Consider the following 24203-nt stretch of genomic DNA (forward strand, 5'->3'; position numbering starts at 1 on the left):
GTCCTGGTCGTCCAGGACGCGGGGCGCTTCGCCGTCGGATCAGTCATCCCACGCTCGCGCCGCCGTCGACGCGCAAGATCTGGCCGGTGATGAACCCGGCGTCATCGGAGAGCAGGAAGCAGACGGCGGCGGCGAGTTCCCGGGGCTGGGCCAGCCGACCGGCCGGGACACCGGCGAGGTAGCGGGCCTCACCGGGCGATCCGGGCGGGTTGTTCTCACGGAACAGCTCGGTTTCGGTCGGCCCGGGGGCAACCGAATTGACGGTGATCCCCGCGCCGGCGAGCTCGCCCGCCCAGGCACGCGTGCAGAAGTCCAGCGCGGCCTTGGCGGCGCCGTACGAGGTGCGCTCGGGCAGGCCGACGGTGACCAGGCTGGTGACGTTGATGATCCGTCCCCAGCGTTGCGCGGTCATGCCGGGCAGCACCGCCTGGGTCAGCTGCACGGCGGTGCGGACCGTCAGGTCGTACACGGCCTGCAGGTCGTCCAGACCGACGGCGGGCAGCGGGGCGGGGCGGACGATCCCGACGTTGTTGACCACGGCATCGACGGCCCCGCCAAGCAGGACGGCGTCGAGGGTGCGCGCGGTGGCAGCGCGGTCGGCGAGGTCGACGGTGTGGAAGTCGCCGGGGAAGTCCGGTGGGGCCGAGCGGGCCAGCCCGACGGGGCGGTGGCCGGCGGCGTCCAGGCGGTCGGCCAGCGCGCGGCCGATGCCTCGTGAAGCGCCGGAGATCAGCACTCTTCTGGAAATCACGGCTTCGGGTCTCCTCAAGGCGTGTGCGGGGCGCATGGCCTCACGCCGATCGGCGCCGCCGGGGATCTGCTTCCCGGCGGCGCCTTGGCGGGGCTGTGTGGACGGGTTCAGTATCCGGGGAACAGCGATCGAAGATCGTCGAGCGTGGCGGCGCCGGTGACCGTGACACCGTCCTGTGGCCTATTGCGGCCGTAGACCAGCCGAAGCACCGCCTCGGCGGTCCCCGACACGGTTCCGGCCGGTTCGGCGGGCTCGCACGGGTAGATGTGCAGTTCGGTGTCCAGATCGAGCAGCAACATGCGCTGCGGATCGGTGACTTCCACCGCGAACTGGCGGGGGCCGAGCCGGGACAGGCTTTCCGCGTCCCGGAAGCGGGTGGCCACCAGGTCGACACGCTGCCACAGGAGTTCCACCTCCTGCGCGGGAATCGTCGAGGTCGGGGTCAGGGCCACCGTGATGTCCCAGGCGTGCAAGGACTGTTCGGAGAGCCGGTATCCGGCATAGTCGGCGAGGCCGAGCAGTCCGCTGAAGTACGGCACGCGAAGACTCTCGCGTTGGTCGGTGGTGAGCCCGTCCAGCAGGTGCAGATGGCGCGCGTCGGTTTCCTGCCAGGCTGCACGCTGTGCCGGCCCGGGCAGGGCGTCCCAGCGATCCCATACGGGCAGGAGGTCTTCGCGCTGCGGGCCCCTCGTGTCGCCCTTGAGGCCGCGTTCCACCAGGGTGGTGCAGATCTCGGCGGCGCTGCCCAGGTGGGACAGGACCTGGGCGATGCTCCATCCGTCGGCGAAGGACGGTCGGGACAGGTCCTCGTCGGACAGGTTCCCGACAGCGGTGTTGAGCCGGTCCGAGCTGGCGTGCAGTGCCGCCAGCCAGTGTTCCAGGGGAGTCGTGTGCTGCATGGTCGCTTCAGTCGTCATGGCCGGCCTCTCAGCCCTGGTGGGCGAGATCGGCCGCGGTCAGGCCCTCCAGGGCCATGCCGAGCTGGGTGCCTTCCGCGATCCGGCGGCTGATGCGCTGACGCAGGGTGACAGCCAGGTAGCGAGTCAACAGCTGCGGCCGGGCGGCCAGGGTCTCGGCCAGCTCCTGGGCGCGGGGAAGGACCTTGTCCAAAGGCAGCACCTCGGCCACCGCGCCCCAACGTTCGGCCTGTTCGGCGGTGAAGGAGCCCTGGGTGAGGGCGAGATGGCGGGCGCGGTTCAGACCCAGCGCATCCTCCCAGACGATGTGGATGCCGTCGCCGGGAACGATCCCGAAGGTCAGGTGCGGGAAATCGCTGAAGAGGGTGGTGTCGGCGGCCACGACGATGTCGGCGAGCAGGGCGTACTCGCTGTGTACCGAGGCAGGGCCGTTCACGGCGGCGACGATCGGCATCTCCAGGTCCGCCAGCCGCTGCATGACGCGGCGGCCCTCACTGAGGGTGCGGTCCCACTCGGCGGGCTTGGTGATGTCACCCAGGCTCGCGCCGTCGATATCGGTCATGAAGCGGTCACCGGTACCGGTGATCACCAGCACCCGGTTGTCCCGGTCCTCACCGATCTCGTACAGCGCGCGGGGGAAGTCGGTGTGCAGCCGACCGGTGAAGGTCGCGGGGCCCTGATCGGTATGGAATCGCAGGGTGAGCACCCCGGAGGGGGTCCGGCTCATCGCCAGGGCGGGGAAGGCGGTGAAATAGGCAGGGGTTCCGCTCATCACGGTCTACTCCTTGGTCCGTGGACGCGTCCGTGGGCGTTGCGTCCTTGTGCCCAGACAACCTCCCTGCCTGCCCGATCTGTACCCGGTGGCCAGACCCTCTGCCGAGGACGGCCATAAGTGACTTTTCTGGTGAGGCCGGACTTCGATCAGGCGACGCTTGCTTCTACACGGTGGTGGACTGGGTGACCGGCGCAAGCGATCTTCCCTCGTTCCAGTCGGCACCTCGTGGCGGATGCACCGGACGAGTGCTGCGCGCGGGGTATGCCGGGCCGCTCGTCCAGTGCCTGGGCCAAGCCCGTGATGCCCCCGCGCCCCCGGCCGTTGCCGCTGCCATGAACCAGAGCCTGCCTGACTGCTACACGCGCCGGCCGACACACCGGCTCTCCGTCCGCAGGCGTGTAGCCACGCCTGGAATGAGAATCTGGCCCGTGTCCCGTGAATCAGACGCTTACACAGGCCAGACGGTGTGCGGCAGCGGATCGCGTTCCCCGCTGCGCGCCTTCTTGCACACCGAGACCGGCGGCGCCGCCGTCCTGGTCGCCGCGGCGCTCGCCGCACTCGTCTGGGCCAACGCGGCACCCTCGGCATACACGTCGTTCTGGGACACCCGCCTGTCTGTCCGCTTCGGAACGTACGGGATCTCGCTCGGCCTGCGCGCGTGGGTCAACAGCGGCCTGATGACGCTCTTCTTCTTCGTCGTCGGTCTGGAGGCCCGCCGTGAGTTCGACATGGGGGAACTACGCGAGCGCAAGCGGCTCGCGCTGCCGCTCGTCGCGGGGCTCAGCGGCATGATCGTGCCCATCGCCCTCTACCTCGCCATCAACGCCGGCCACGGCAGCGAGCAGGGCTGGGGTGCGGCCATGTCCACCGACACCGCGTTCGCCCTGGGCGTGCTGGCCGTCGTGGGCCGCGGCATGCCGCCCGGACTGCGGGTCTTCATCCTCTTGCTGACCGTGGTCGATGACCTTCTCGCCCTCGGCGTCATCGCATTCGTCTACAGCGGCCGCATCACCGTGCCCGCACTCATCGCCGCCATCGGCGCCCTCGCACTCGTCCTGCTCGTTCGACGGCTCGGCGTACGCCACGGCAGCGTGTACGCGCTGCTGGGCGTTGTCGCCTGGGTCGCCCTGCTCGCGTCGGGTGTGGACCCGGTCGTGATCGGTCTCGCCCTGGGGCTGCTCACCTACGCCTACCCCGCCTCGCGCGCCGACCTGGAACACGCGAGCGGCCTGTTCCGGCTGTTCCGCGAGCAACCCACCCCAGAGCTGGAGCGGTCCGTCCGCGCCGGCATCGCCTCGGCCATCTCCCCCAACGACCGCCTGCAACGCCTCTACCACCCCTGGACCAGCTACCTGGTCGTCCCGCTGTTCGCCCTGGCCAACGCCGGCATCGAGATCAGCGGCGACCAATTGGCACGAGCCTTCACCTCTCGTGTCACCCTGGGCATTCTCATCGCCTACGTCCTCGGCAAACCACTGGGCATCGTCGGGGCCTGTGCGCTCACCACGCTCGCCTCCCACGGGCGGCTGCGCCTCCCCGTCGGCTGGGGAGCGGCAACCGCCGGCGGCGCGCTGTGCGGAGTCGGGTTCACCGTCTCCCTGCTCATCGCAACCCTCGCCTTCCACGGTGCACGCCTCGACCAGGCCAAGCTCGGCATCCTCGCCACACTGGTCTGCTCCTTCCTGACAGCCAGGCTCGTCACCGCGGCAATCGGCCTTCTACCACCTCCGTTGCGGCTCCGGACCCTGTTCGGGAAGGCGGAGACGATCACCGACCTGGCCGTGCCTGTCGACCCCGACCACGATCACATCCGAGGCCCACACAACGCCTCTGTGACCGTCGTGGAGTACGGAGACTACGAATGCCCGTACTGCGGACAGGCCGAGCCCGTCGTCCGTGAACTCCTCACCGACTTCGGAGACCTGCGCTACGTATGGCGCCACCTGCCCCTCACCGACGTGCACATCCACGCACAACTCGCCGCCGAAGCCTCCGAGGCAGCTGCACGCCAGGGCCGCTTCTGGGACATGCACGACCTGCTGCTCAGCGACCAGGAAGCCCTCCGCATCGAAGACCTGCACGCCCACGCTGCCGCCATCGGACTGGACACCGAGCGCTTCGAACGAGACATGCGCGCCCACACCGGTGCAGCCCGCATCGCCCAGAACGTCGAATCGGCCGACCTCAGCAGCGTGGCCGGAACCCCCACCTTCTTCATCAATGGCCGCAGACACCACGGCGCCTACGACCTCACCAGCCTCACCGCCGCTGTCCGCGCCGCCCGCGAACGCGCCTCCGTCACTGCCTGACGAACCACGGCAGAGGGACCTCGCCGCAACTCGGGCTGACACAGATCACAAGCCGCCATCCAACATGAACAGGACCCGCCAACTGGATCACGGCGACCTGCAGAAACCACCCACCGCACCTGCCAACTAACGTGAACAGCCACAGTCGTGATGTGATCGGCTGTGGCTGAGCACTCCAGCCGGCGGGTGAGCGCGTGAGTTGGAGGGACTCCGAGGAAGACGCGAGCGGGCCGCGCTCGCGTTGGGTGAGCGGGGCCCGGTGGTCCGTTGCGCTCCGGCCGTCCAGTGGAGGCCGGACAACCCGTTCCTCGGGACGCGGATGGAGGCTGGTCCGCACACGTTGACGATCGTGCGGGACGGCACGGTCGTCCATGGGTGATCTCAGCGCTCCTTCGGGTGACGTTGAGAGCCGAGTGTGGCCGCTGCCGCGCTGGTCAGGCAGGGCGGCTGAATGGTTCCTCGATCCAGAGAGGTGCCTTGGCTCTGGGGGCTCGGTGCAGCTGTTCTTCACGGACCGGCGGAAGGTCTGGAGGGTGGGGGACGTGGCCGGCGTTCGCCCTGCCGAGCTGAGCGAGCTGTTTGAACGGCGACGGGTTCCGACGGGCACGCCGATTCCTCTGGACGAGGCGATGCGCCCGGTAGAGCCGCTGTCGAGCTGGTTCCGGGTGATCAGCCAGCAGGGCCTGGACGTGAAGACAATGCGGGCGTATGCCTACACCGTCTTGATGCTGCTCAACTTCCTTGCAGCACGGGGCCTGGACCTGCGGCTGGCGACCGAGAACGACATGCTGGAGTTCCGGCGGTGGCGGCGCGAGGACGCCGAGGAGACGGTCGGCGAGGCCACCTGGGATCGGGACGCCGCCGCGATCGGCGGGCTCTACGACTACTTGGCCCAGGTCGGCTACGTGAGCGGGCGGCCCTGGCGGGCGACGGGACGCGGGGCGTCCCTGGGCAGCGGGGTGAGCCGGGATCCGCGGGTCCGGCACATGGAGCTTGACCAGTACCTGTTCTTCCGGGACGTCGGGTTCGGCGGCCTGGAGCCGGGCGGCGGCCTGGACTTGGGCTTCCGGGGATGGCGGCCGCACCGCAACCGCTCGGCGTTGGAGCTGGCGCTGATGACGGGGATGCGGATCCAGGAGTGGTCGACCCTGCTGCTGCCCGAGCTCGGCCTGTCAGGCGGCCGCCGGTCCGCGGTCGCGGACGTCGACTTGGCGGCGTGCGCGGAGTACGGACGGCCGCGGACGGTCTACGTGCCCCGGGACGCGATGGAACTGCTGGAGCCCTATCTGCTGCTCGAGCGGCCGGAGATCGTGGCGACGGCGCAGCGCACGCTGCGGCGCCAGGTGCGCGACCTGTTCGTGGTCCAGCGGATCGAGGGGGACGGCACCCGGGTCCGCGGGGTCCTGGAGGGCGTCACGGCCACCCGGGTGATCAAGGACATGAAGCCGGGCCTGCGCCGGATTACCGTAGTGGAGACGGGCGACGGCCTGGATCCGCCGGCGCTGTTCATCGGCCAGGGCGGCCGACTGCTCACCGGCTCGGGCTGGGACCGCACCGCTGGCGGGCGTGGAAGCGGATGAAGCAGTGGAGCGAGCACGGGGGCAGCCCCGGTGCTGCCCCGGCACTGCTGGGTCTTCCACTCTGGCCGTGTTGCGCGCGACGAGGTGGCCGGCTGCCACGGCGGCTGATGGTCCACTACGCTCTGGTACAGGTCGGGGGAGGACAGGATGGGCACTGCGCTGGTCGAACCGGTGGCTGTGAAGCGGTCGCGGCATGTGAAGCGTGCGGCACAGGCTGCAGGGGTCGGGCTTGCCGCGGTGGCCAGTTCCGTGCTTGCGACGTGGCTGTTGCTGGATTCCAGCGCCTGCCAAAACGCGCCGGGCTATGGCTGCCTCGGCTTCGCCGTCCTGTGGTCCTACCTCGTGCCCTTCCTGACCTTCCTCCTCACCTGGGCAGCCTTGCGCATCCTCGCAATCCGGCCGGCCTGGCTCACCGCTCTGCTCGGCACCGGCATCGGCTGGTATCTGGTCCGGAGCATCAACGTGGTCCGGTCGCTCCCTGGTGGCACGCAGTACATCCAACCCGCCTTATGCGCGGCTGCGTTCGCCCTCGCGGCCTGGTTCACCCAGTCGCGCAGGCCGCTGTGGCCGCGAGCAGCCGCGGCCCTCGCCCTGGTCCTGCTGATGCCACTCGACTCACTTGCCACCACACAGCTCGCCCGGAGCGAGCAGGACAAGGAACTGGCCGATGCCCGTGTCCCCCTGCTCGGGCCACAACTGCCCACGGGCTACCACCTGAACGGCGTTGGCACCAACGGGTCGACAGCCGGAGACGAGGCCACCTTCTACTACCGATTCTCACCCGACAGCCTGGGCAGGGGCGCGAACACCATGGACGAGCTCCACCAGGAGATCCAGGTGACCGTCGGCCCCGTACAGCCGGGTTTCACCCCACCCTCCCACTGCGCCGCGCTCACCAGCGTCTACCCCGTGCCGTCACCCGCCTGCACCCCGGTGGCTCCTGGAGTGTGGCGGTGGTCGAACCACGAGTACGTCGAGTACTTCACCCGGGTCGGCGACGGTGTCGCAGTCCTCCAAGCCCGCACTCCCCCAGTGAGCAGCGCCGTTCTTCGAAAGCTCGCCAGCACCATGCGAGTCCGCACGCCGTCGTACTTCACCGGCGGCTGAACGGCTTCCTGGGGCTGTCCGACCGCCACAGAGAGCCGGATGGGGTGAACGGCCGACACGCCCGCACGAGCCGCTCTCGTTTCTCACCGCCATCGGCCGGGAGAAATCCGGCTCGGCGCTCTCCCGAGGCCGCGATGGCCAGGTTCCGGGTCAAGTACGTCCTGGCCACCAAGCTCGTCAACGAACTCGTCGAAGCCGCCGACGAGAAGCAGCTGACCAAGACCATTGCCCGGCTGACCAAGACCATTGCCCGCTACGGCCACGTGGACCTTCTCGCAATAGACGAGTTGGGCCGACTTCAGCGCGCCCCATAAGGTGGTCTGATGTTCGATCGGTTGGAGATCCGCGTGGTGCCGCCGGGACCCCGGTTCGCTGCCCAGTTGCGGTTCCGGGTCAACGGCGAGGACGTGATCGAAGGGGCGGTCGACGAGGGCGGCCATGGGCCATTCGCGGCTGACATGCTGCCTGCTGGCCGGCCCAGCCTCCTGCGGGCGACCAGCGAGGCACGCCGTCTGGAGTTGGGGGAACCGGAGTGCACCGGCAGTTGCTGCGGTTTCCTGTCCGTCGTCGTGCAACGGTTCGGGGACATCGTGCAGTGGTCGGACTGGGAGGTTCCGCACGCCCCCGCCTCCCCGCCGCCGGAGTTCCACTTTGACGCCAGCCAGTACGACGCCGAAGTGACTCGCGCTGAGGCAGACCGGTGGTGGCAGGTCCGTACGTAGTCCAGCACGGCGCGCCCCTGCCTGGCTGCGGGCTCTTACCGTCTCCGAGTCCTTGGTCAAGGGGGAACGTCCCCAGTCGGCCCGGTGCTGTCGAAACTCGGGTTCTGGGCCCGCGGGCTGGGGAGGCTGGCCGCCGAATCGTTGCACCGGCGCGCCGATTTCAAGCGGCTGTGGTCCCGGTACGACAAGGGCTTGCTGTCCTGGGAGGACGAGCCGTGGATCGCGCACAACGCCACTACTCTGCTCACGCTGCTCGACGGCGCCGGAATCGCAGCTCCTCCGGGTCTTTCCGAGGAGGTGGCTCGGATCGGGACAGCAGGTGGGGAGGAGTATCCAGCCTTTACCCCGGGCGACACCTGTCCTGACAACAACCTGCTCACCTCTCATGGGCTACGGCTGATCGACTTCGAGGCGGCCTGCTACCAGTAGGTGTTCCTGACGGCCGCGTACTGCCGGATGCCGTTCTCCAGCTGCTGGTGCGTCTTCAACCTGCCGGCCAGGATGGCCGGGGAGATCGAGCAGGCGTATCGCAAGGAGGTCGTCGGCGTGTACCCGGCACTGGCCGAGGATGAGGTGTGGCAAGCCGGCATGCGGCAGGCCATAGCGGTCTGGACGGTGGAGGCGACGGTGCGTCTACTGCCTCGCACCGTTGAGGATGGGTTGCTCCATCGGACTCGACGTCCGGCCCCGACGAGGCGCCAGGTGCTGAGGCATCGCTGGGAGATGGCGAGCAGGCTGGAGGAGTTCCCAGCCCTCGCGGACACAATGCAGTTGCTGCTGCGTCAGGTCGCCGGAGGCTGGGAGGTGGCCCCGCTGCCGGGGTATCCGGCTTTCGGGAACTGAGGGGCGAGTGAACCGTCTCAGGCACCGGTCGATGTATCGACTACCGGCTGATGGTGCATCGGGGCAGGATCTGCGGAGTGTCTGCCGATCTTGTTCCTGATGACCTTCTCAGGTCGTCGGCTGCTCAGGGGTGACCAGTTGGCGTCGGCTTCGGGACTGGACCGAGGCCGGTGTCTGGCCCCGCCTCCACAACGCTCTCCTCGGTGAATTGCGGGCGTTGGGACTGCTCGCGATGGACGACGCGGCGGTGGACGGCTCCCACGTCCGCGCCCTGAAAGGGGGAGACCATGTCGGACCCTCACCTGTCGACCGTGCGCGTCCAGGCTCCAAGCACCATGTAATCGTCGACCGGCACGGCACTCCGCTAGGGTCTGTCGTCAAACCGGGGGCGCGATCAGGTGCCCGTAGGCCACGATGGTGGCTGGAGGAGAATGCCGTCATGGCTCCTACTTCTCCTGCGTCGCGGCTGGTAGCAGCGGCCGCCAGGACCCGGATCCGCCCCTTGGGTCTCCGTCAGCGTGGCCAGTCTCGCCTCTGGCTGGACGATCATGGCTGGTGGCTGGGGCTTGTCGAGTTCCCTTCGCCCAGGTGGAGCCAGGGCAGCGGTCTGCAGGTCGGAGCCATGTGGCTGTGGCAGGACCTTGATCACTTCGCGTTCAATGTCAGTGATCAGCTGAGTGGAACCGAGGACTACCGCAGTGATGAGCAGTTCTCGCCGGTGGCAGATGAGCTCGCACTCCGTGCGCAAACCCATGTGCAAAAGCTCCGAGCTCAGTTCCCCGACCTTGAATCGGTGGCGAGCAACTTGGCTGCTCAGCCAGTCAGGCGTGGGTGGTTGTGGGATCCGTGGAACGCCGGGGTCGCGGCGGCGCTCGTTGGGGACGTTTCACTCGCGCAGCAATGGTTCGCTGCGGTCCTCGACGAGGACCCCCTCGCCCCTTGGATGGACGCCGCACAGCAGACCGCGCGAGAACTGGTGGGAATGGTGCGAGACAGGGACGCCGTCAGAGCATGGGCGCTGAGCAGCATCGCCTCGTGCCGGCAAAAGCTGCGCCTGACCCCGGAACCGCTTGAAGAGATCTTTGGCGCAGCCACGAGCGTGTCGGCTCGTGGTATCAGCGGAGCGAGTAACTCCCAATCCTGGTCGGTGAGTTCATGGCGACGTATCACCTGACCGTGATCCACCGCGCGATGATCATTGAAGACGGACCCTAGAGCTCAAGCATTTGGTCGTTGCTTGGCATGGGGCGCGGGACTGCAGCAGGGATGATCCGTACGGCCGATCGATGTGATCACTCGATCGTGAATTCTTCCGTGTTCGCGCCTGGGGTGACGCGATGCTCGAGCGGACGGCGCGTGACCGGTGCCGCAGGGGTGTGCTGTGGGTGGGGGAAGAGCATGACGCGAGACGTGGGACGGCGCGGGGGCTTGGACGAGCAGGCGGTGCTGCTGGTGGCCGGGCTGGCCGATCTGGCGGTGAGCACACTGGGTTCGGCCATGGGGGCGGTGCGAAGGCTGCTGCGCCGCTCGGACGCTGCTGAGCTGGCGGCGCAGGCCGAGCACGACCTCGCGGCGCGTGGGCGCCTGGTGCTGGACCGGTACGCGGCCGTCCCGCCGGCTCACCTGGAGGTCCTGGCCCGGCATGCCCTTGCCCGGAAGACCGCTGCTGATGACTGACCGGTGGGAGCTGGCCGCGTTCAAGATCCGTATCGATGAGGTGGTGCGCCGTATCGTCGCCCAGGAGGCCGACCGGTTCGCCGCGATCGATCCGCTCCTTGCCCCGGTGGCCGAGCAGCTGGAGGCCGCGGTCGCGGACGGCAAACGGCTGCGCGCGGCGTTCTGCTACTGGGGCTGGCGCGCGGCCGGGCAGCCGGACAGCGACGCGCTGGTGCGGGCGGCGGCGTCCATGGAGCTGGTGCACGCCGCCGCGGTCGTGCACGACGACCTCATCGACGACAGCCCGCTGCGGCACGGGCGGCCCACGGCCCATGCCGCTCTACGCGGCGCTGTACGGCGTCGTCCGCGAGGTGAGGCAGCCGCGAGGTCGCTGGCGATGCTGGCGGGTGACCTGCTGATGGCACTGGCTGGGCAGTTGTTCGCCACCAGCGGCCTGCCCGCCGTTTACCTCGCCCGCGCCCGCCCCCTGTGGTCGGTGATGGCCCGCGAACTGGTCGCGGGCGAGTGCCTGGAGATCCTGCGCACCGGAGCCGGCCCGGACACCGAGGCGTCACTGAAGGTGGTCCGCTACAAGACCGCCAAATACACCGTCGAGCAGCCCCTGCTGATCGGCGGTGCTCTGGCCGGGGCCGGCGCGCGGCTGCGTGAGGGCTACTCCGCGTACGGGCTGCCGCTGGGCGAGGCGTTCCAGCTGCGGGACGATCTGCTCGGCCTGTTCGGAGACCCGGAACGCACCGGCAAAGCCAACACCGACGACCTACGCGGCCACCGGCCCACCGCGCTGCTGGCAGAGACCTGGCGCCTCGCCGGCGACGACGACCGTAAGAGGCTGGACGCCCTGCTGGGCCGTCGCCGCCTTAACGCGGATGCTCTGAACGCGGTCCGCGAGGTGATGCGCAGACTGAAGGCACCCGACCGCATCGAGGCCATGATCAGCACACGAGTCGAGGAGGCGCTCGGCGCCCTTCACGAGCTGGATGCCCCCGCGCACGCCGCCGCTGCCCTGACCGCGCTGGCGCAGTCGGCGGCGGACCGCCTCTGTTGACCCGGTGCACCCGAGGTGGCGCAACCCCGCTGCCATCTCCGGCCCCTGCCCCTCCCGCCGCTCATGGACGATCCCGTGGAAGACAAGGAGCCCCGCCATGACATGCACCGAGGCATCGATGGACGCCCTGCGGCAGGCCGGTGACGAACTCGCCGACGCCACCGTCGCCGCACTGTTCGAACGCGGCCAGGTGGGCACGTTCAACACCCTGATGCGCTACGTCTCCACCGCCGGCGCTCCCCTTCCAGAGGGTCTGCCGGACGTGGCACGCGAGTACCTCGAGGCCACCCGTATCCCGCCGTCCTGGGTGGACTGGTCGGAAATGGAGAAGGCCCGGCTGTTCTTCATCGACAACAACGTGCACATCTCCACGGCGCTGTCCTTCGCCTCCATGCCCGCCTGCTACGTCGTACCGCACGTGGCGAAGCTGCTGTCGGCCACCCACGGGCTCAAGTACCCCTCCAAACGCATGGCAGAGACGGGCCAGTTCACCGTCTACCTGATGCAGCCCGACGCCTTCGAAGCCGGCAGCCGCTTCGTCCCCGCCGCCCAGAAGGTCCGCCTCCTGCACGCCTCCATCCGCCACCACCTCAAGCGCGAGAACCGCTGGGACGCCGACGCGCTGGGAGTGCCGATCTGTCAGGAGGACATGATCGGCGGGCAGATGTTCTTCTCCCTGCTCGTGCTGGACAGCCTGCACCGCCTCGGCATCCACATGTCGCAGGAAGGCGCGGAAGCCTACTACTACGCATGGCGGGTGGTCGGTGCCATGCTCGGCGTCGACCAGAGGGCCGTTCCCAAGACGCTCGACGAGGCCCGCCACTTCCTCGACCAGTACATGATCCGGCACATGGGGCCCTCCGAAGAGGGCACGCAACTGACCCGGCAGCTCATCGACCTCTACGAGGAGATCGTGCCCGGCACCTTCTTCGACCCGATCGTCTCGGCTCTCATCCGCTACCTCATCGGCGACACCTGCGCCGACTGGCTCAACGTGCCGCATACCCCGTGGGACACCGTCGTCAAGGCCGTGCCCCACCTCCTCGGCATCCTGGAGACCATCGAGGACCGCTCCCCCCTCGGAGCCTGGGCCCTGGACCGTCTCGGCCACCTCACGACCGTCTTCGAGCTGTCCTCTCTCACCCGCGGACGCGTCATGCACTACGCCATCCCCGAACAGCTCAAGAAGGACTACGGCATCTCCAGCGCGATGCCCCGCACCCGCCGATGGACCCCACCAGCCGCCACAGTCTCTTGACCGCCACGTCGCTCAACCTTCGCTGGCACGTTCGGGGTGAGCCGGCGAGGGTGAGGTTGCGGAGGCGGGCGATGCCGAGCATGGAGTGGTGGCCGGGGCTCCCCACCGCTGGTCGTCCTCACAAGAGAAGCCGCCTCGAACCGACAGCACTCGCCTGACACGAAGGCCGGGCACGTGCGCGTTGGGCCGTTGGGGTGCATCACGGGCCCGCGGTGCGTCCGTTCCCAGCGGACGGGCAGGCATACGAGCACGGTTCCTGCGAGGAAGGGATTGCGCTGTGCGCCGTGCTCTGATCGTCGTCGATGTGCAGAAGGACTTCTGCGAGGGCGGCAGCGTCCCGGTGAAGGGCGGCGCCGACCGAGCCCGCGCCATCGCCGAGATGGTCAAACGCTCCGCCGGCGGCAAGTACGCGCACATCGTCGCCACCCGCGACCACCACATCGATCCGGGCGGCCACTTCTCCGACCACCCCGACTACCAAAACTCCTTCCCCGTGCACTGCGTGGCCGGCAGCGAGGGAAGCACCTTCCACCCGCACTTCGCGCCTACCGCGGCTTCCGGTGCCGTCGACGAGGTCTTCTACAAGGGTGCGCACTCCGCCTCGAAGAGCGGCTTCGAAGGCTCGACCAAGGACGGCACAGCCCTGGCCGACTGGCTTCACGCGCGCAGCGTCAGCGATGTCGACGTCGTCGGTATCGCCACCGACCACTGTGTGAAGGCCACCGCGCTGGACGGCGCGAAAGCCGGCGTCGCACTCACCGGCGAACCCGTCGTCCTCGACGGATGACGCCTGCGGGCATCCCCAAGTGAGTGTCGCTCCCGCTCCGGCGACGCAGGTTCAAGAAAACGGCCGGGGCCGATCGCGTGCAACGGGAGCCCTGCACGGCCCTGCCAGTTCAGGCATCCGGTGATCCGCCGCCCATTGGGTGGCCGTCGACGGGACTTCCGCGAAGGCCGTAGTCGTGAGTCTGCTGCAGCAGAGTGTCCTACGGGATGCGTTCGCGGAAGTGTCACGCTTCCGGACGGAGTTGTGCGCCTGTCTGCTGAGTAGTTTTGGCGCCTGGCGCGTGTTTTCAAAGTCGGCTCCGTTCCTCGTCCCGTGCCGTGATGATCTCGATGTGGGGCGAGGGGATCTTTCTGACGAGCAGTGGGCCGTGCTGGAGCCGTTGTTGCCGGTCGCGGTGTCGGGCCGGCCGTCGCTGGGTCGGCGGAAGCTGATAGACGGGATCCGGTGGCGGGTGCGGACTGGTGCTCCGTGGAGGGATCTGCCGTCGGAATACGGGCCGTGGCAGACGGTCTACGGACTCTTCCGCCGCTGGCAACGTGACGGCACCTGGCCTGTGCTGCTGACCGGACTGCAGGCTCGGGCGGATGCGGCAGGGCTGATCAAGTGGGAGGTCAACGTCGACTCCACGATCTGCCGGGCCCACCAGCACGCCGCAGGCGCCCGTCGCGACGGCCAGGCCCAGAAGGAACTGCCGGGCGGAAGCCGCATGGAGCCCGACGACCACGGTCTGGGCCGATCCCGGGGAGGCTTCACCACCAAGATCCATCTGGCCTGCGAGCAAGGCCAACGGCCGCTGTCTTTGCTGGTCACCGCAGGTCAGCGTGGTGATAGTCCTCAGTTCGCTACCGTCCTGGAAGGCATCCGAGTTCCCCGCACCGGACCCGGCCGTCCCCGCGTCCGCCCACTGCGAGTGCGAGGCGACAAGGCGTACTCCTCCCGCGCCAACCGGGCTTACCTGCGCAAGCGGGGAATCCGGTGCACGATCCCTGAACCCGCCGGCCAGGCAGCCAACCGCAAACGGCGCGGGAAGGCCGGCGGGCGGCCTCCGGCGTTCGACCGCGAGGATTACAAGGCCCGGCACGCGGTCGAATGCGGGATCAACCGGCTCAAGCGCAACCGGGCGGTCGCCACCCGGTTCGACAAACTCGCCGTCCGCTTCGAAGCCACCGTCCTGATCGCCGCGATCGACGAATGGTTATGACCGGCCCTGAGCTGTCGGTTCCACGTGCCATGCTGACCGCGACCAGAGTGAACCGGGCGAGGGAGAGACAACGATGGGGGCTCAGTACTACGGCGCCGACAGCGAAAACGGCGACCGCATCGACGACCCCTCAGAGGACGCGCTGTTCATGATGATCAGTGACCTCAACAACTCCGACAACACCTTCGTGGTCGTCCAGCCCGAAGAGGACGATCCAGTGTGGTTCGCCTCAGTGGCCGTCCTGGACGAAGGCGGCTACGAGATCGTCCGCCGTGACACCTCCCGCAGCGAGCACGAGGTCACCACGGCGACGAGCATCAACGACATCGCCCGCGACCTCACCATCTGGATGGCCGCCCGCGACTTCCCCGGACGGCCAACCAGACAGGTCACCGACTTCTAAAACACGCCCTAGATTTCAAGGGCGGGCTCCGCTTCCGCGTCGTAACCTCCAACCACGATGGACTCACGCTCTCGGTTACCGGCCTCACGATGACGGCAAACAGCCCGGAGCTCGGTACCGTCACCATGGAACGATTGAACACCGAGGTGACCCCGCTCAGCGTCCTGCGGATGGGCCCAGCCTCCCCGCCCACGCCGCAGATGCTGGTCTTCCTGGACTTCACACCCTCACCCTCAGCAACGCGCCCGGAGGCGGCGGACCACTGGTCGTATCCACGCCGCAGCCCGCCCAACTGCTCGCACCCGACGTTCCGCAGTTCCTCCCGCAGAACCTGCTCTTCAATCTCTTGAGGCCCGTGCCTCTCGGCCCGCCCGGAACCGACCTGAACAGCGCCCCCGTTGAACTCCAGGGCTTCCCGGTCACCCTCAACCAGATGTGAGACTCTGCGCTGGCGCCACGGCGGCGCCAGCGTGGACAGCGCACGCTCCGACACAGGCCAGCAACTGATCCTCATCCGGTGCGGGACATACCCGGCCATGGAGACGTCTACTTCCGCCTGAGCGAGTCTCTGCCCCGCCGGAGACTGACCGGCTGCAGTTGACATGCACGTCAGTCACCCCCCGTGACGGCAACTTGCCAACAGGCCTGCGACATCCGTGCCACTACGGCGCGTCACACTTCACTGGCCACCATCCGCCGACTTCTTCATTTGCCAACTACGCCGCGACGTCACAATGGGCGTGAGGTTGCGCAGGGTGTCCCCGCCCGAGGTCTTCCCGCCGTTCTCCACCAGGCCGTGCTTGCGCAGATCGGAGATCGCCCCGAGATGCGCAGCGGTGCGGGCCTGCTTCCGCTCCGAGGGCTTGGCCTTGTCGGTGTGCCGGTAGCTCATGTGCGGGGCGCCATCTGCTGGATCTGTTCGACGGTAGCGACCTTCAAGCACACCAATCACGCGCAGCACGTCGCCGCGCAGGTTGTTCGTCGACCCCGCCGGGTTCGTCTTCCGCTTCCACGCCATCGGCACCGCCCCTGCCTCGCCCGTCGCGCGCGGCCACCTGCCGGGCGCCGGCCGCGCCCGGCCGCAGAGGGCATCCGGCCCCCGGACCCGATGATCTCCTCCGCCACCGCATCCTTCTGCCCTGACCGCTACTCGGCGCCACCACCGACTACGGGCCAGAGCCGTTAATTTGACACACCCCCACGGCGCTGAGGAGGCACCGGCCTGGTGCACCTCGCCGTCCGTTCTTGACCGCAGCCGTGGGCGAGTCGGCACCGAGGAGCACCCCCGTGGCCCGAACAGTTCGGTGCAACTCCGCTACGCAACTGCCCTGTTCGACGGGTGCGCACGCCCCCCGTGACCAGTGGCCGCCACGCGGACGACACAGGTGTGTGGCCCTTACTTTCCGACGGAGACTCGGGGGCGCAGCTGCCGGAAGGCAGCCCTGAGCTCCTCGCTGAAGATCCCCGGTACTTCCCAGGCCGCGAAGTGCCCCCCGCTGCGGGCTCTGTTGAAGTAGATGAGGTCGTGGTAGCTACGCTCGGCCCAACTTCGCGGCGCCTGGTAGATCTCACCGGGGAACACGGTGATCGCGGCCGGTATGGAGACTGACACGGCATTGAAGTTGTTTGCGTTGTTCTCCCAGTAAAGGCGGGCGGAGGAGACAGCCGTGTTCGTCACCCAGTACAGCGTGATGTCGTCGAGCATCTCGTCCTTGGTGAGCACCCGTTGGGGCTCGCCTCCGCTGTACGTCCAAGCGGCGAACTTGTCGTACATCCAAGCGGCCAGCCCGACCGGCGAGTCCGACAGCCCGTATCCCACGCTCTGAGGGCGGGTCACCATCATGGCGGAGTAGCCGGAACCTGTCTTGTAGAAGGCAGCGAGCTTGTCGTACGCCGCTCTCTCGTCGACGGACAGCGTCTTCGGAGCCGGATCGCCACAAGCGAGTCTCTTCGCGATGTCCGCGGGCACGGTGGCCGGAAAGTTGACATGGATGCCGAGCAGGCCCGCGGGTCGTTGCACCGCCATCTTGTCCGACACGACCGCTCCCCAGTCGCCGCCCTGGGAAACATAGTAGTCGTATCCCAGGCGCTCCATAAGTACGGCCCAGGCGCGCGCGATCCGGTCGGGGCCCCATCCGGTGGTGGTCGGTCTCTCGGAGAAGCCGTAACCGGGCATCGATGGGATGACGAGATGGAAGGCGTCCTCCGCGCGCCCTCCGTGGGCCGTCGGGTCGGTGAGCGGATCGATCACCTTGAGGAATTCGAGGACCGAGCCGGGCCAGCCATGCGTAAGGATCATCGGCAGAGCGTTCGGATGCCGCGAGCGGACGTGGAGGAAGTGAATGTCGAGACCGTCGATCTCGGTGAGGAACTGCGGCAGGGAGTTCAGCCTGGCCTCGGTCCTCCGCCAGTTGTAGGCGGTCCTCCAATAGTGCGCGAGTTCCTTCAACGTCGCCAACTGCACACCCTGAGACTGGTCCGTGACGGTCTCACGGTCGGGCCACCGCGTCTCGGTGATGCGCCGTCGCAGATCGGTCAGGACCTGCTCCGGGACACTGATGCGGAAGGGGCGGACAGCGACGCGCTCGTTCACCGCGGCCGGATTCCGGACGGAAGAACCGAGGTCTCCCGCAGCCGCCACGGTCACCGCGGTCACCGCGGCGCTGGAAGCGACGATGAACCTTCGCCGAGAGCACTCCCGGGAAAAGACCGGCACGTGGATCTCCTCAGGTCGTACCTCTCTCTTCCGAGAGTGGTTGCGATAGGTGCATCGGGGATCCGGCGCGATACTCACACGCCTCGGTGTGTGCGCCGCGGGCAGTGCGAACCCTCGTCCGTGGACACCGTCATGAACTTACTGCAACGGTATGTACCTCTCCGTATACACGCAACTCGGCTCGACGCGGCTCCCGACCACCGGACGATGCCGCCCGCTACGACACGTCCGCCGGGACTGTCCATTCCGCCCGCCGCCTTGGCCGCCGCTCACCGAGCCCGTGTCATGGCGACCATCGCCCGCAGCCGCACCACCAAGTCGACGCCTGTCCTAGACGACGTCGGCCGTACCGCGCTGCGGAAGATCGCGTGGCGCTTCGCTCCCGACAGCCACGAAGCCTTCAGCCGCTATCTCGCGTCCCGGACCGCTCGGCGCATCACCGACCTGCAGCTCCAGTTCCCCGAGCGCGGCCAGGCTCTCGCCGCCGCCCGCGCGGGCAAGCTGGAACTCATCGCACAGCCGCCCTCGTTGCCGTGCGGCTGGGAGGGCGGCGGAGCAGCGGAAGGCTGGTGCTTACAGTGCGTGGAGCTGGGTGAGGAGCTGGAGGGTGTCGGAGTTGAGCCAGTACTCGACAAACTTGCCGTCATTGACGCGCAGGGTGTCGGTACCGGTGAAAGTGACGGTCGTGCCGGGCTGGGCCTTGGCGCCTGGGAAGCCGCCGGCGTAGGTGCCGGTGGCCGTCCAGCGCACACAGGCGCAGCCAGGCGTCGAGCATCGCCTTGGAGTTCTTGGCGGGCGCCTGGTGGCCCGGCGAGGTGACCGAGTGAATGGCCGGGGCGGCGGACGAGGTGGATGCTGCGGCCGTTGTCGCGCTGACGCCCAGGGCGGCCACGGCGGCGGGCAGAAGCAGGCGGATCCGGGTGCGGGCGCGCCTGGCACGCGAACGCTGTGATCGCCGGAGACGGATGTGTGCCGGCTTGCGCGTGATGCGTCAGGCGCGCAGGACGACCTTTCCGGCGACGGTGCCGGACTCGGCCAGCCGCATCGCCTCGGCAGCCTGAGTCAGGGGCAGTTCGGCGGCGATCTGGGCGGTGATCTCACCGCGCCGGAGCGCTTCGAAGACCTCGGTGAGGTCGGCGCGCAACCGGGCCCGGAAACGGCCGCGGTTCAGGGCGCGGCCGACCCAGACGTTGAAGAAATAGGCGCGGCGGCGGTTGGACAGGGTGTTCCACAGCCATACCCGGCCCAGCAACTTGAGCACGAGCCACTGCTTGGAGCCTTAGAACTCCTAACAGAATGGACCGCCCTCCAAGCCGCGCGGGGTGAGTCAAGGCGAGCACGAAGGTAGATCACTACTCTGCAGGAGTGCTTTCATACGACGAGTTGACTTCCTCGGAGCGTGAGTTGTGGGACGCGTTCCCCGAGGGACGCCGCGTGGACTTGCGCACGGGTGCGCCCGAGGACGATCGTGTCGCCGCGGGTGGGCAATGGGGCCCCGGGCGGGCGGTTCGGGCTGCCGTGATCGTGGCGCTCCTCCTGGGCGCGAACACCACGCAACCGGGCGCCGTGGCATGCCTGAGGCTCACCGGGGCCCGGATATCGGGCCACCTCAACCTGGCCGGCGCACAGATCGGTCACTCCCTATGGATCGAGGACTGCTGGTTCGATGAGCCGGTGAACCTTCTCGGGGCGTCGACGCAGACGCTCGTGATCACGGGCAGCCGGGTGCCCGGCATCGAAGCCGGGTCGGCCCGCATCGAGGGAAACCTCGACCTGCGGCGCTCGCTCGTGGAGAGCGGCGCTCCCGGACCTTTCCACCACGACATTACCGCTTTGTCGCTCACCAACGCCCGCGTGACCGGCGGCGTGGTCCTCAACAAGGCTGAGATCAACGCGCCCGGAGGGTGGGCCGTGGCCGCCGGTGGCCTGGTTATGGAAGGAGGCGTCTTCTGCAAGGGCGGGTTTGTCGCGCGAGGTGAAGTGCGCCTGCTGGGGGCACAGTTGCCGGGTGGGCTGTTCATGCAGGGCGCGCGCTTGGAACAGCCCGGCCCGCGCGGAGTGGCCCTCGCCCTGGACAACGCCGTGGCCTCGTCGATCAACCTCTCCGGCGGGTTCACCGCGAACGGGACCGTACGGCTGCGGGGTGTCCGGATCTCGGACAATCTGACCTTCGAAGGGGCCGTCCTGAACGGGCCGCCCGACGGCAGCGGCCCCTCTTTGGTCGCCCTGTTGATGCAGGCCGTCGACTTCGACTTCATCCTCGCCCGGCCACCGTCCGGCATCGTGGACCTGCGGGGTGCGCAGGTGTCCTACCTCCACGACAGCGAGCACAGCTGGCCGGACGTGGTGGAGCTGGACGGCTTTGTCTACGGCTCCATCAAGGTGGACGAGGCCGGCGAGCGGCGGGAGGCAGTGGGGCGGCGGGATTCCGTGGCCCACCGTGTGGCGTGGATACGACGCAGCCCGGGCTACAACCCCCAGCCCTATGAGCAGTTGGCGAGCTGGTATCGGAAGGCCGGCCACGACGACGACGCCCGCCGTGTACTCCTGGCCAAGCAGCGCCATCGGCGTCAAACTCTTCACCCGGCCGCGCGCGTGTGGGGGCACCTGCTCGACGCGACTGTCGGCTATGGCTACCGCCCCTGGCTGGCCGGCGTCTGGCTCCTCGCGCTGACCTTGCTGGGCACGCTGTCCTTCGGTACTCACTCCCCCGACCCGGTCCAACGAGGCCAAGGCGCCCCGTTCCAGCCCCTCGTCTACACACTCGACCTCTTGATCCCCATCGGCGGTCTGGGCCAGCGCACGGCCTGGTTCTGGCCGAACGACAGCCTCCAATGGCTGGCCTACCTGCTGATCGCCTTCGGCTGGGTGCTGACGACCGCCGTCATCGCGGGTGTCACGCGCGCCCTGCAGAAAAACTAGCGAGCGACACCTGCGTTCAGGCGTCGCCAGCAGATCAGCGCGCAGCCGAGGGTGAGGAAGGCTTCGTGGATGTCGTCGCGTATCTCCCAGCGGATCCGCAGGCGGCGGAACCAGTGCAGGTGGGCGAACGCGCGCTCCACGACCCAGCGGTGGGTGCCGAGTCCGGAGCCGTGCTCGGCGCCCCGGCGGGCGATCAGCGGCTTCACGCCGAGATCCCAGACCAAACGGCGGTACTTGTCGTGGTCGTAGCCGCGGTCGCCCAGCACCACGTCCGGGCGACGGCGGGGCCGGCCGGCCGCGCTTGCCCCGCACCGGCGGCACCGCTTCAAGCAGTGGGATCAGCTGGGTGACGTCGTTGCGGTTGCCGCCGGTCAAGGTAACGGCGAGCGGGATGCCGGTGGCGTCGGTGATGAGGTGGTGTTTGCTGCCTGTTCCGCCCCGGTCGACGGGGCTTCGTCCGGTCTTGGAGCCCCCCTTTAGCGCCCGGATGTGTGAGCCGTCGACGGCCGCCCAGGAGAAGTCAAGGGCGTTCGCGCTGCGGAGCTTGGCGAGGAAGACCTCGTGCAGCCGGGGCCATACGTCAGCTTCGGTCCACTCGGCCAGGCTCCGCCAGCAGGTCATGCCGGAACCGAAACCGAGTTCCTGTGGCAGGTGTTCCCAGGCGATCCCGGTGTGCAGGACGAACAGGATGCCCTGGAACACCAGCCGGTCCGGATGCCGCCTGCGCCCGGGGTGCCGGGGCCGACGCTCGACCCTGGGCAGCACCGGCTCGATCACCGCCCACAGCTTGTCGTCGACTTCCCATGGCTTCGGCCGCGCCACCCCGCACCCCCAGATCACCAAGCCCGGAGCAATCCAACTACCGCGAAGATCATTTCGTTAGGAGTTCTTAGTCGTCGCGGGTGGAGGCGCTGCCGAAGGAGACGAGCGGGGCGCCGGGCGCGAGCAGGCGCCAGGAGTCGACGATGCCACGGCCGCCGACGTGGTCGAAGACGGTGTCCACACCGCGCGGGTCGGGCTCGCGGACGCGGGCGGGGATGTCCTCGGTGCGGTAGTCGATCGGGCTCACCCCCCGCTCCCGCAAGGCGGCGTGGTGGCGCTCGGAAGCCGTGCCGATCGCCTTCGGCGAGTTGGACCAGGGCCGACCCCACTCCCCCGTTGGCGCCATGCACCAGGATGGTCTGCCCGGCATGGACGCGGGCCTTGCGATGCAGCATCTGCCACGCCTTGATGCCCGTTGATCACCACGGTCTCCGCCTCCGCCGCGCCGACACCGTCCGGGACCGGCACCACGTCGGCGGCGTCGACGACCACGTGACTGGCCGAGCCGCCCACCTTGAGCAGCGCGGCCACCCGGGTACCGACGAGACCGGCACCGACTCCGTCCCCGGCCGCCAGCACGGTGCCGACCATGTCGTAACCGGGCACGAAGGATGACGGCGTACAGGTCATCGCCGGTTTGGGCCAGGGCGTCCGGCACGTCCGCCAGGATCATGGCCAGGTCGAAAAGCTCTGAGTGCCAGTCCTCTCGCGCCGAGAGACACGTGAGCAATGCTCAGGACCTGTGGATCGGTTCCCGGAGGGACGCGGAGGGCGTACCTTCCCGATTGATCCTGTGATTGCCACCGAGTAGGCCCGCGTTGGCGCGCGGGTCGGGAAGGCACGCCCCTGAGCGTAGTCGCTGACGACGGTTCCACCCAGTCCGGCGCCTTGATCGACGAGATTGTGCGCGAGGGCGCCCGCCGGATGTTGGCCGCCGCTCTGGAGGCGGAAGTCAACCAGTACATAGCCGAGTTGGCCGCTGAGACCGACGGGCACGGCCGACGCCTGGTGGTCCGCAACGGCCGCCACCGGCCCCGGATTGTCGTCACGGCGGCCGGTCCGGTCGAGGTCTCCGCGCCCCGGTGAACGACCGCAGGGTCGATGATCGTGGTACCCGGCTGAGCCAGGTCCACAGCGCGCTGGATCGTCTTCAGCGACGCCGTCAGGGTTTCCGCGTTGCTGTCACTGCCCGTTAGTAGCCACGTACAGGCCACTCGCCTGCATTTGGCTGCTGGCAGCGTGGGCGCCGGCCCCTGCGGACAGGATGAGAAAGCCGGCCAGGAGGCCGGAGAGGGTTGCAGAGGAGGCGGGGGTGGCTGGGGCTTGTCGAATTCCCTTGACTCAGGTCAGCCAAGGCGGTGGCCTGCAGGTCGTACGCCCTGGTCTTGATCGGCTGCGCCACCAAGCGGGGAGCCATCCATGGACTAACCCGCAGGACCGGACTACCAGCCCTGCTTCGCGAGTGCCGGGGTGATACCGAGACCCCGAAGTGGTCGGGGGCGCAGGCTCAGTCGGCCGTCGTGACCGCGTCCCTGATGAGGCGGCGGGCGGCCGCGTCGGTACGGGCGACGTCATGGGTCACCAAGCGGTCCTGGCACAGACCGCGCAGGCCGGAGACGAGGAGCGTGGCCGCTGTCCGCGCCTGCTGTGGCGGGTGACCCAGCCGGACGTAGGCCGCGGCGATGGGGCCGATCATGACCTCGACGGTCTCGGCCGCGATGTCGCCGTACTGCTCGGGATCGGTGGCGGCCAGGCTGAGCAGCTGCAGCAGCATGCGGACCGGCCCAGACTGCTCCCCGACGGTCATCGCCTCCCACAGGGTATGAGCCGCCTTGCGCAGCCCCGCGCTGTCGCGGACGTCGTCGAACATCGCGTGCGCGTCGGGACGGCAAGCGGCCAGCGCCTGGGCCAGCAGGTTTTCACGGCTGCCGAAGTAGTACAGAAGCATGCGCTTGGTTGTGCCGATCGACTCGGCGAGCGGACTCAGCGACATCTGCGCGACGCCGTGGTGCTGGAGGTGGTTCACCACCTGCTTCAGCAGCTCGGCGCGCTTCTCGGCGTTGACGGGGCGAGGCACGCTTTGACTGTACCGACCGGTACGCGTAAGGTCCAGCAGACGTAAATGTGCCGATCGGTACGTTAATCGAGGTGGCGCCATGGCGACGGTCAGGCGCGGCACAGCCGAGGGAGGCGCCGTGAAACTGGTTGGATCACGAACAGTGAGGGACCGCCGGTACCGGAGAGGCGGCCAAGTGGTGACCGGGGATCCGGTTGGCCGAGTGTGCCGCGGTCTCTGCGGCATGGCCCGCCGTGGCCGCCAGGGGGTGGTCCTGTGAAACACCGGATCGCGCGTCCCCGGGGCATATCC

The 24203-nt window shown here is 68.6% G+C and carries 22 protein-coding genes and 5 pseudogenes; 17 read left to right on the top strand and 10 right to left on the bottom strand.

Going from position 1 to position 24203, the window contains the following annotated elements; translation table 11 throughout:
- Positions 1-43: 43 nt before the first annotated feature.
- From ACWDEN_RS30665 to ACWDEN_RS30675, 3 genes are all read right to left on the bottom strand, one after another.
- Complete coding sequence (locus tag ACWDEN_RS30665) at positions 44-751, bottom strand: SDR family oxidoreductase (protein ID WP_450861029.1); 708 nt, start codon at positions 749-751, stop codon at positions 44-46.
- A 107-nt stretch (positions 752-858) separates the two neighbouring features.
- Positions 859-1668: a maleylpyruvate isomerase family mycothiol-dependent enzyme gene (locus ACWDEN_RS30670; RefSeq protein ID WP_450861031.1), complete on the bottom strand. Its 810-nt coding sequence runs from the start codon at positions 1666-1668 to the stop codon at positions 859-861.
- Between the two features lie 10 nt (positions 1669-1678).
- Positions 1679-2440, bottom strand: a complete 762-nt coding sequence (locus ACWDEN_RS30675) for an enoyl-CoA hydratase/isomerase family protein (RefSeq protein WP_450861033.1) — start codon at positions 2438-2440, stop codon at positions 1679-1681.
- A 431-nt stretch (positions 2441-2871) separates the two neighbouring features.
- On the opposite strand from ACWDEN_RS30675, the gene nhaA reads away from it, so the two are divergent.
- The 15 genes and pseudogenes from nhaA (at position 2872) to ACWDEN_RS30750 (ending at position 15375) form a co-directional block, all read left to right on the top strand.
- A complete protein-coding gene (gene nhaA / locus ACWDEN_RS30680) occupies positions 2872-4752 on the top strand; it encodes a Na+/H+ antiporter NhaA (RefSeq protein WP_450861034.1) in 1881 nt (626 codons plus the stop codon).
- Positions 4753-5381: 629 nt separating this feature from the next.
- Complete coding sequence (locus tag ACWDEN_RS30685; protein WP_450861036.1) at positions 5382-6332, top strand: site-specific integrase; 951 nt, start codon at positions 5382-5384, stop codon at positions 6330-6332.
- 249 nt (positions 6333-6581) lie between these two features.
- Complete coding sequence (locus ACWDEN_RS30690) at positions 6582-7439, top strand: hypothetical protein (protein ID WP_450861038.1); 858 nt, start codon at positions 6582-6584, stop codon at positions 7437-7439.
- Between the two features lie 134 nt (positions 7440-7573).
- Positions 7574-7753, top strand: coding sequence for a hypothetical protein (locus ACWDEN_RS30695; RefSeq protein ID WP_450861192.1), 180 nt, complete (start codon positions 7574-7576; stop codon positions 7751-7753).
- Positions 7754-7762: 9 nt separating this feature from the next.
- Complete coding sequence (locus tag ACWDEN_RS30700) at positions 7763-8161, top strand: hypothetical protein (protein ID WP_351623419.1); 399 nt, start codon at positions 7763-7765, stop codon at positions 8159-8161.
- Positions 8162-8245: 84 nt separating this feature from the next.
- Complete coding sequence (locus tag ACWDEN_RS30705; protein WP_450861040.1) at positions 8246-8590, top strand: hypothetical protein; 345 nt, start codon at positions 8246-8248, stop codon at positions 8588-8590.
- Positions 8591-9004 carry a hypothetical protein gene (locus tag ACWDEN_RS30710; protein WP_450861042.1) on the top strand — a complete coding sequence of 138 codons (414 nt, stop codon included), beginning with the start codon at positions 8591-8593 and terminating at the stop codon, positions 9002-9004.
- A 103-nt stretch (positions 9005-9107) separates the two neighbouring features.
- A pseudogene (locus ACWDEN_RS30715) lies at positions 9108-9401 on the top strand (IS5/IS1182 family transposase); the annotation flags it as partial.
- A gap of 225 nt (positions 9402-9626) precedes the next feature.
- A complete protein-coding gene (locus ACWDEN_RS30720) occupies positions 9627-10178 on the top strand; it encodes a hypothetical protein (protein WP_450861044.1) in 552 nt (183 codons plus the stop codon).
- A 224-nt stretch (positions 10179-10402) separates the two neighbouring features.
- A complete protein-coding gene (locus ACWDEN_RS30725; protein WP_450861046.1) occupies positions 10403-10681 on the top strand; it encodes a polyprenyl synthetase in 279 nt (92 codons plus the stop codon).
- Positions 10671-11726: a polyprenyl synthetase family protein gene (locus tag ACWDEN_RS30730; RefSeq protein ID WP_450861179.1), complete on the top strand. Its 1056-nt coding sequence runs from the start codon at positions 10671-10673 to the stop codon at positions 11724-11726. Before ACWDEN_RS30725 ends, ACWDEN_RS30730 begins: the two co-directional genes overlap by 11 nt.
- A gap of 97 nt (positions 11727-11823) precedes the next feature.
- Positions 11824-12984, top strand: coding sequence for an oxygenase MpaB family protein (locus ACWDEN_RS30735; RefSeq protein WP_450861048.1), 1161 nt, complete (start codon positions 11824-11826; stop codon positions 12982-12984).
- A gap of 277 nt (positions 12985-13261) precedes the next feature.
- Positions 13262-13771: an isochorismatase family protein gene (locus ACWDEN_RS30740; protein ID WP_450861050.1), complete on the top strand. Its 510-nt coding sequence runs from the start codon at positions 13262-13264 to the stop codon at positions 13769-13771.
- Between the two features lie 331 nt (positions 13772-14102).
- Positions 14103-14972, top strand: a complete 870-nt coding sequence (locus ACWDEN_RS30745) for an IS5 family transposase (RefSeq protein ID WP_450861181.1) — start codon at positions 14103-14105, stop codon at positions 14970-14972.
- A gap of 73 nt (positions 14973-15045) precedes the next feature.
- Positions 15046-15375, top strand: a complete 330-nt coding sequence (locus ACWDEN_RS30750) for a hypothetical protein (RefSeq protein WP_450861052.1) — start codon at positions 15046-15048, stop codon at positions 15373-15375.
- A 679-nt stretch (positions 15376-16054) separates the two neighbouring features.
- Here the strand turns inward: ACWDEN_RS30750 and ACWDEN_RS30755 are convergent.
- The 4 genes and pseudogenes from ACWDEN_RS30755 to ACWDEN_RS30770 all read right to left on the bottom strand — a co-directional run.
- Complete coding sequence (locus ACWDEN_RS30755; RefSeq protein ID WP_450861054.1) at positions 16055-16393, bottom strand: hypothetical protein; 339 nt, start codon at positions 16391-16393, stop codon at positions 16055-16057.
- A 378-nt stretch (positions 16394-16771) separates the two neighbouring features.
- Positions 16772-17968 (bottom strand): epoxide hydrolase family protein, encoded by a 1197-nt coding sequence (locus tag ACWDEN_RS30760; RefSeq protein ID WP_450861056.1) that lies wholly within the window; start codon positions 17966-17968, stop codon positions 16772-16774.
- Between the two features lie 696 nt (positions 17969-18664).
- A complete protein-coding gene (locus ACWDEN_RS30765; protein WP_450861058.1) occupies positions 18665-18841 on the bottom strand; it encodes an ester cyclase in 177 nt (58 codons plus the stop codon).
- 241 nt (positions 18842-19082) lie between these two features.
- Positions 19083-19370: pseudogene (locus ACWDEN_RS30770) on the bottom strand (zinc-binding dehydrogenase); the annotation flags it as partial.
- A gap of 86 nt (positions 19371-19456) precedes the next feature.
- On the opposite strand from ACWDEN_RS30770, the gene ACWDEN_RS30775 reads away from it, so the two are divergent.
- Positions 19457-21013: an oxidoreductase gene (locus ACWDEN_RS30775; RefSeq protein ID WP_399070124.1), complete on the top strand. Its 1557-nt coding sequence runs from the start codon at positions 19457-19459 to the stop codon at positions 21011-21013.
- Here ACWDEN_RS30775 and ACWDEN_RS30780 read toward each other — a convergent pair.
- Positions 21010-21835, bottom strand: a pseudogene (locus tag ACWDEN_RS30780) (IS5 family transposase). The gene ACWDEN_RS30775 and the pseudogene ACWDEN_RS30780 overlap by 4 nt on opposite strands.
- 70 nt (positions 21836-21905) lie before the next feature.
- Positions 21906-22453, bottom strand: a pseudogene (locus tag ACWDEN_RS30785) (NADPH:quinone reductase); the annotation flags it as partial.
- A 228-nt stretch (positions 22454-22681) separates the two neighbouring features.
- Between ACWDEN_RS30785 and ACWDEN_RS30790 the strand changes: the two are divergent.
- Positions 22682-22953: pseudogene (locus ACWDEN_RS30790) on the top strand (transposase); the annotation flags it as partial.
- A gap of 389 nt (positions 22954-23342) precedes the next feature.
- Here ACWDEN_RS30790 and ACWDEN_RS30795 read toward each other — a convergent pair.
- On the bottom strand, positions 23343-23912 hold the full coding sequence (locus ACWDEN_RS30795; RefSeq protein ID WP_450702664.1) for a TetR/AcrR family transcriptional regulator: 570 nt from the start codon (positions 23910-23912) through the stop codon (positions 23343-23345).
- Positions 23913-24203: the final 291 nt, after the last annotated feature.

It is taken from the genome of Streptomyces sp. NPDC001153 (assembly GCF_053598315.1).

Bases quoted from the DNA above. Each gene is read 5' to 3' on its own strand.
- ACWDEN_RS30670 (WP_450861031.1), bottom strand. From the start codon at position 1,668: ATGACGACTGAAGCGACCATGCAGCACACGACTCCCCTGGAACACTGG.
- ACWDEN_RS30675 (WP_450861033.1), bottom strand. From the start codon at position 2,440: ATGAGCGGAACCCCTGCCTATTTCACCGCCTTCCCCGCCCTGGCGATG.
- ACWDEN_RS30685 (WP_450861036.1), top strand. From the start codon at position 5,382: ATGCGCCCGGTAGAGCCGCTGTCGAGCTGGTTCCGGGTGATCAGCCAG.
- ACWDEN_RS30695 (WP_450861192.1), top strand. From the start codon at position 7,574: ATGGCCAGGTTCCGGGTCAAGTACGTCCTGGCCACCAAGCTCGTCAAC.
- ACWDEN_RS30700 (WP_351623419.1), top strand. From the start codon at position 7,763: ATGTTCGATCGGTTGGAGATCCGCGTGGTGCCGCCGGGACCCCGGTTC.
- ACWDEN_RS30720 (WP_450861044.1), top strand. From the start codon at position 9,627: ATGTGGCTGTGGCAGGACCTTGATCACTTCGCGTTCAATGTCAGTGAT.
- ACWDEN_RS30725 (WP_450861046.1), top strand. From the start codon at position 10,403: ATGACGCGAGACGTGGGACGGCGCGGGGGCTTGGACGAGCAGGCGGTG.
- ACWDEN_RS30735 (WP_450861048.1), top strand. From the start codon at position 11,824: ATGACATGCACCGAGGCATCGATGGACGCCCTGCGGCAGGCCGGTGAC.
- ACWDEN_RS30750 (WP_450861052.1), top strand. From the start codon at position 15,046: ATGGGGGCTCAGTACTACGGCGCCGACAGCGAAAACGGCGACCGCATC.
- ACWDEN_RS30755 (WP_450861054.1), bottom strand. From the start codon at position 16,393: ATGGCGTGGAAGCGGAAGACGAACCCGGCGGGGTCGACGAACAACCTG.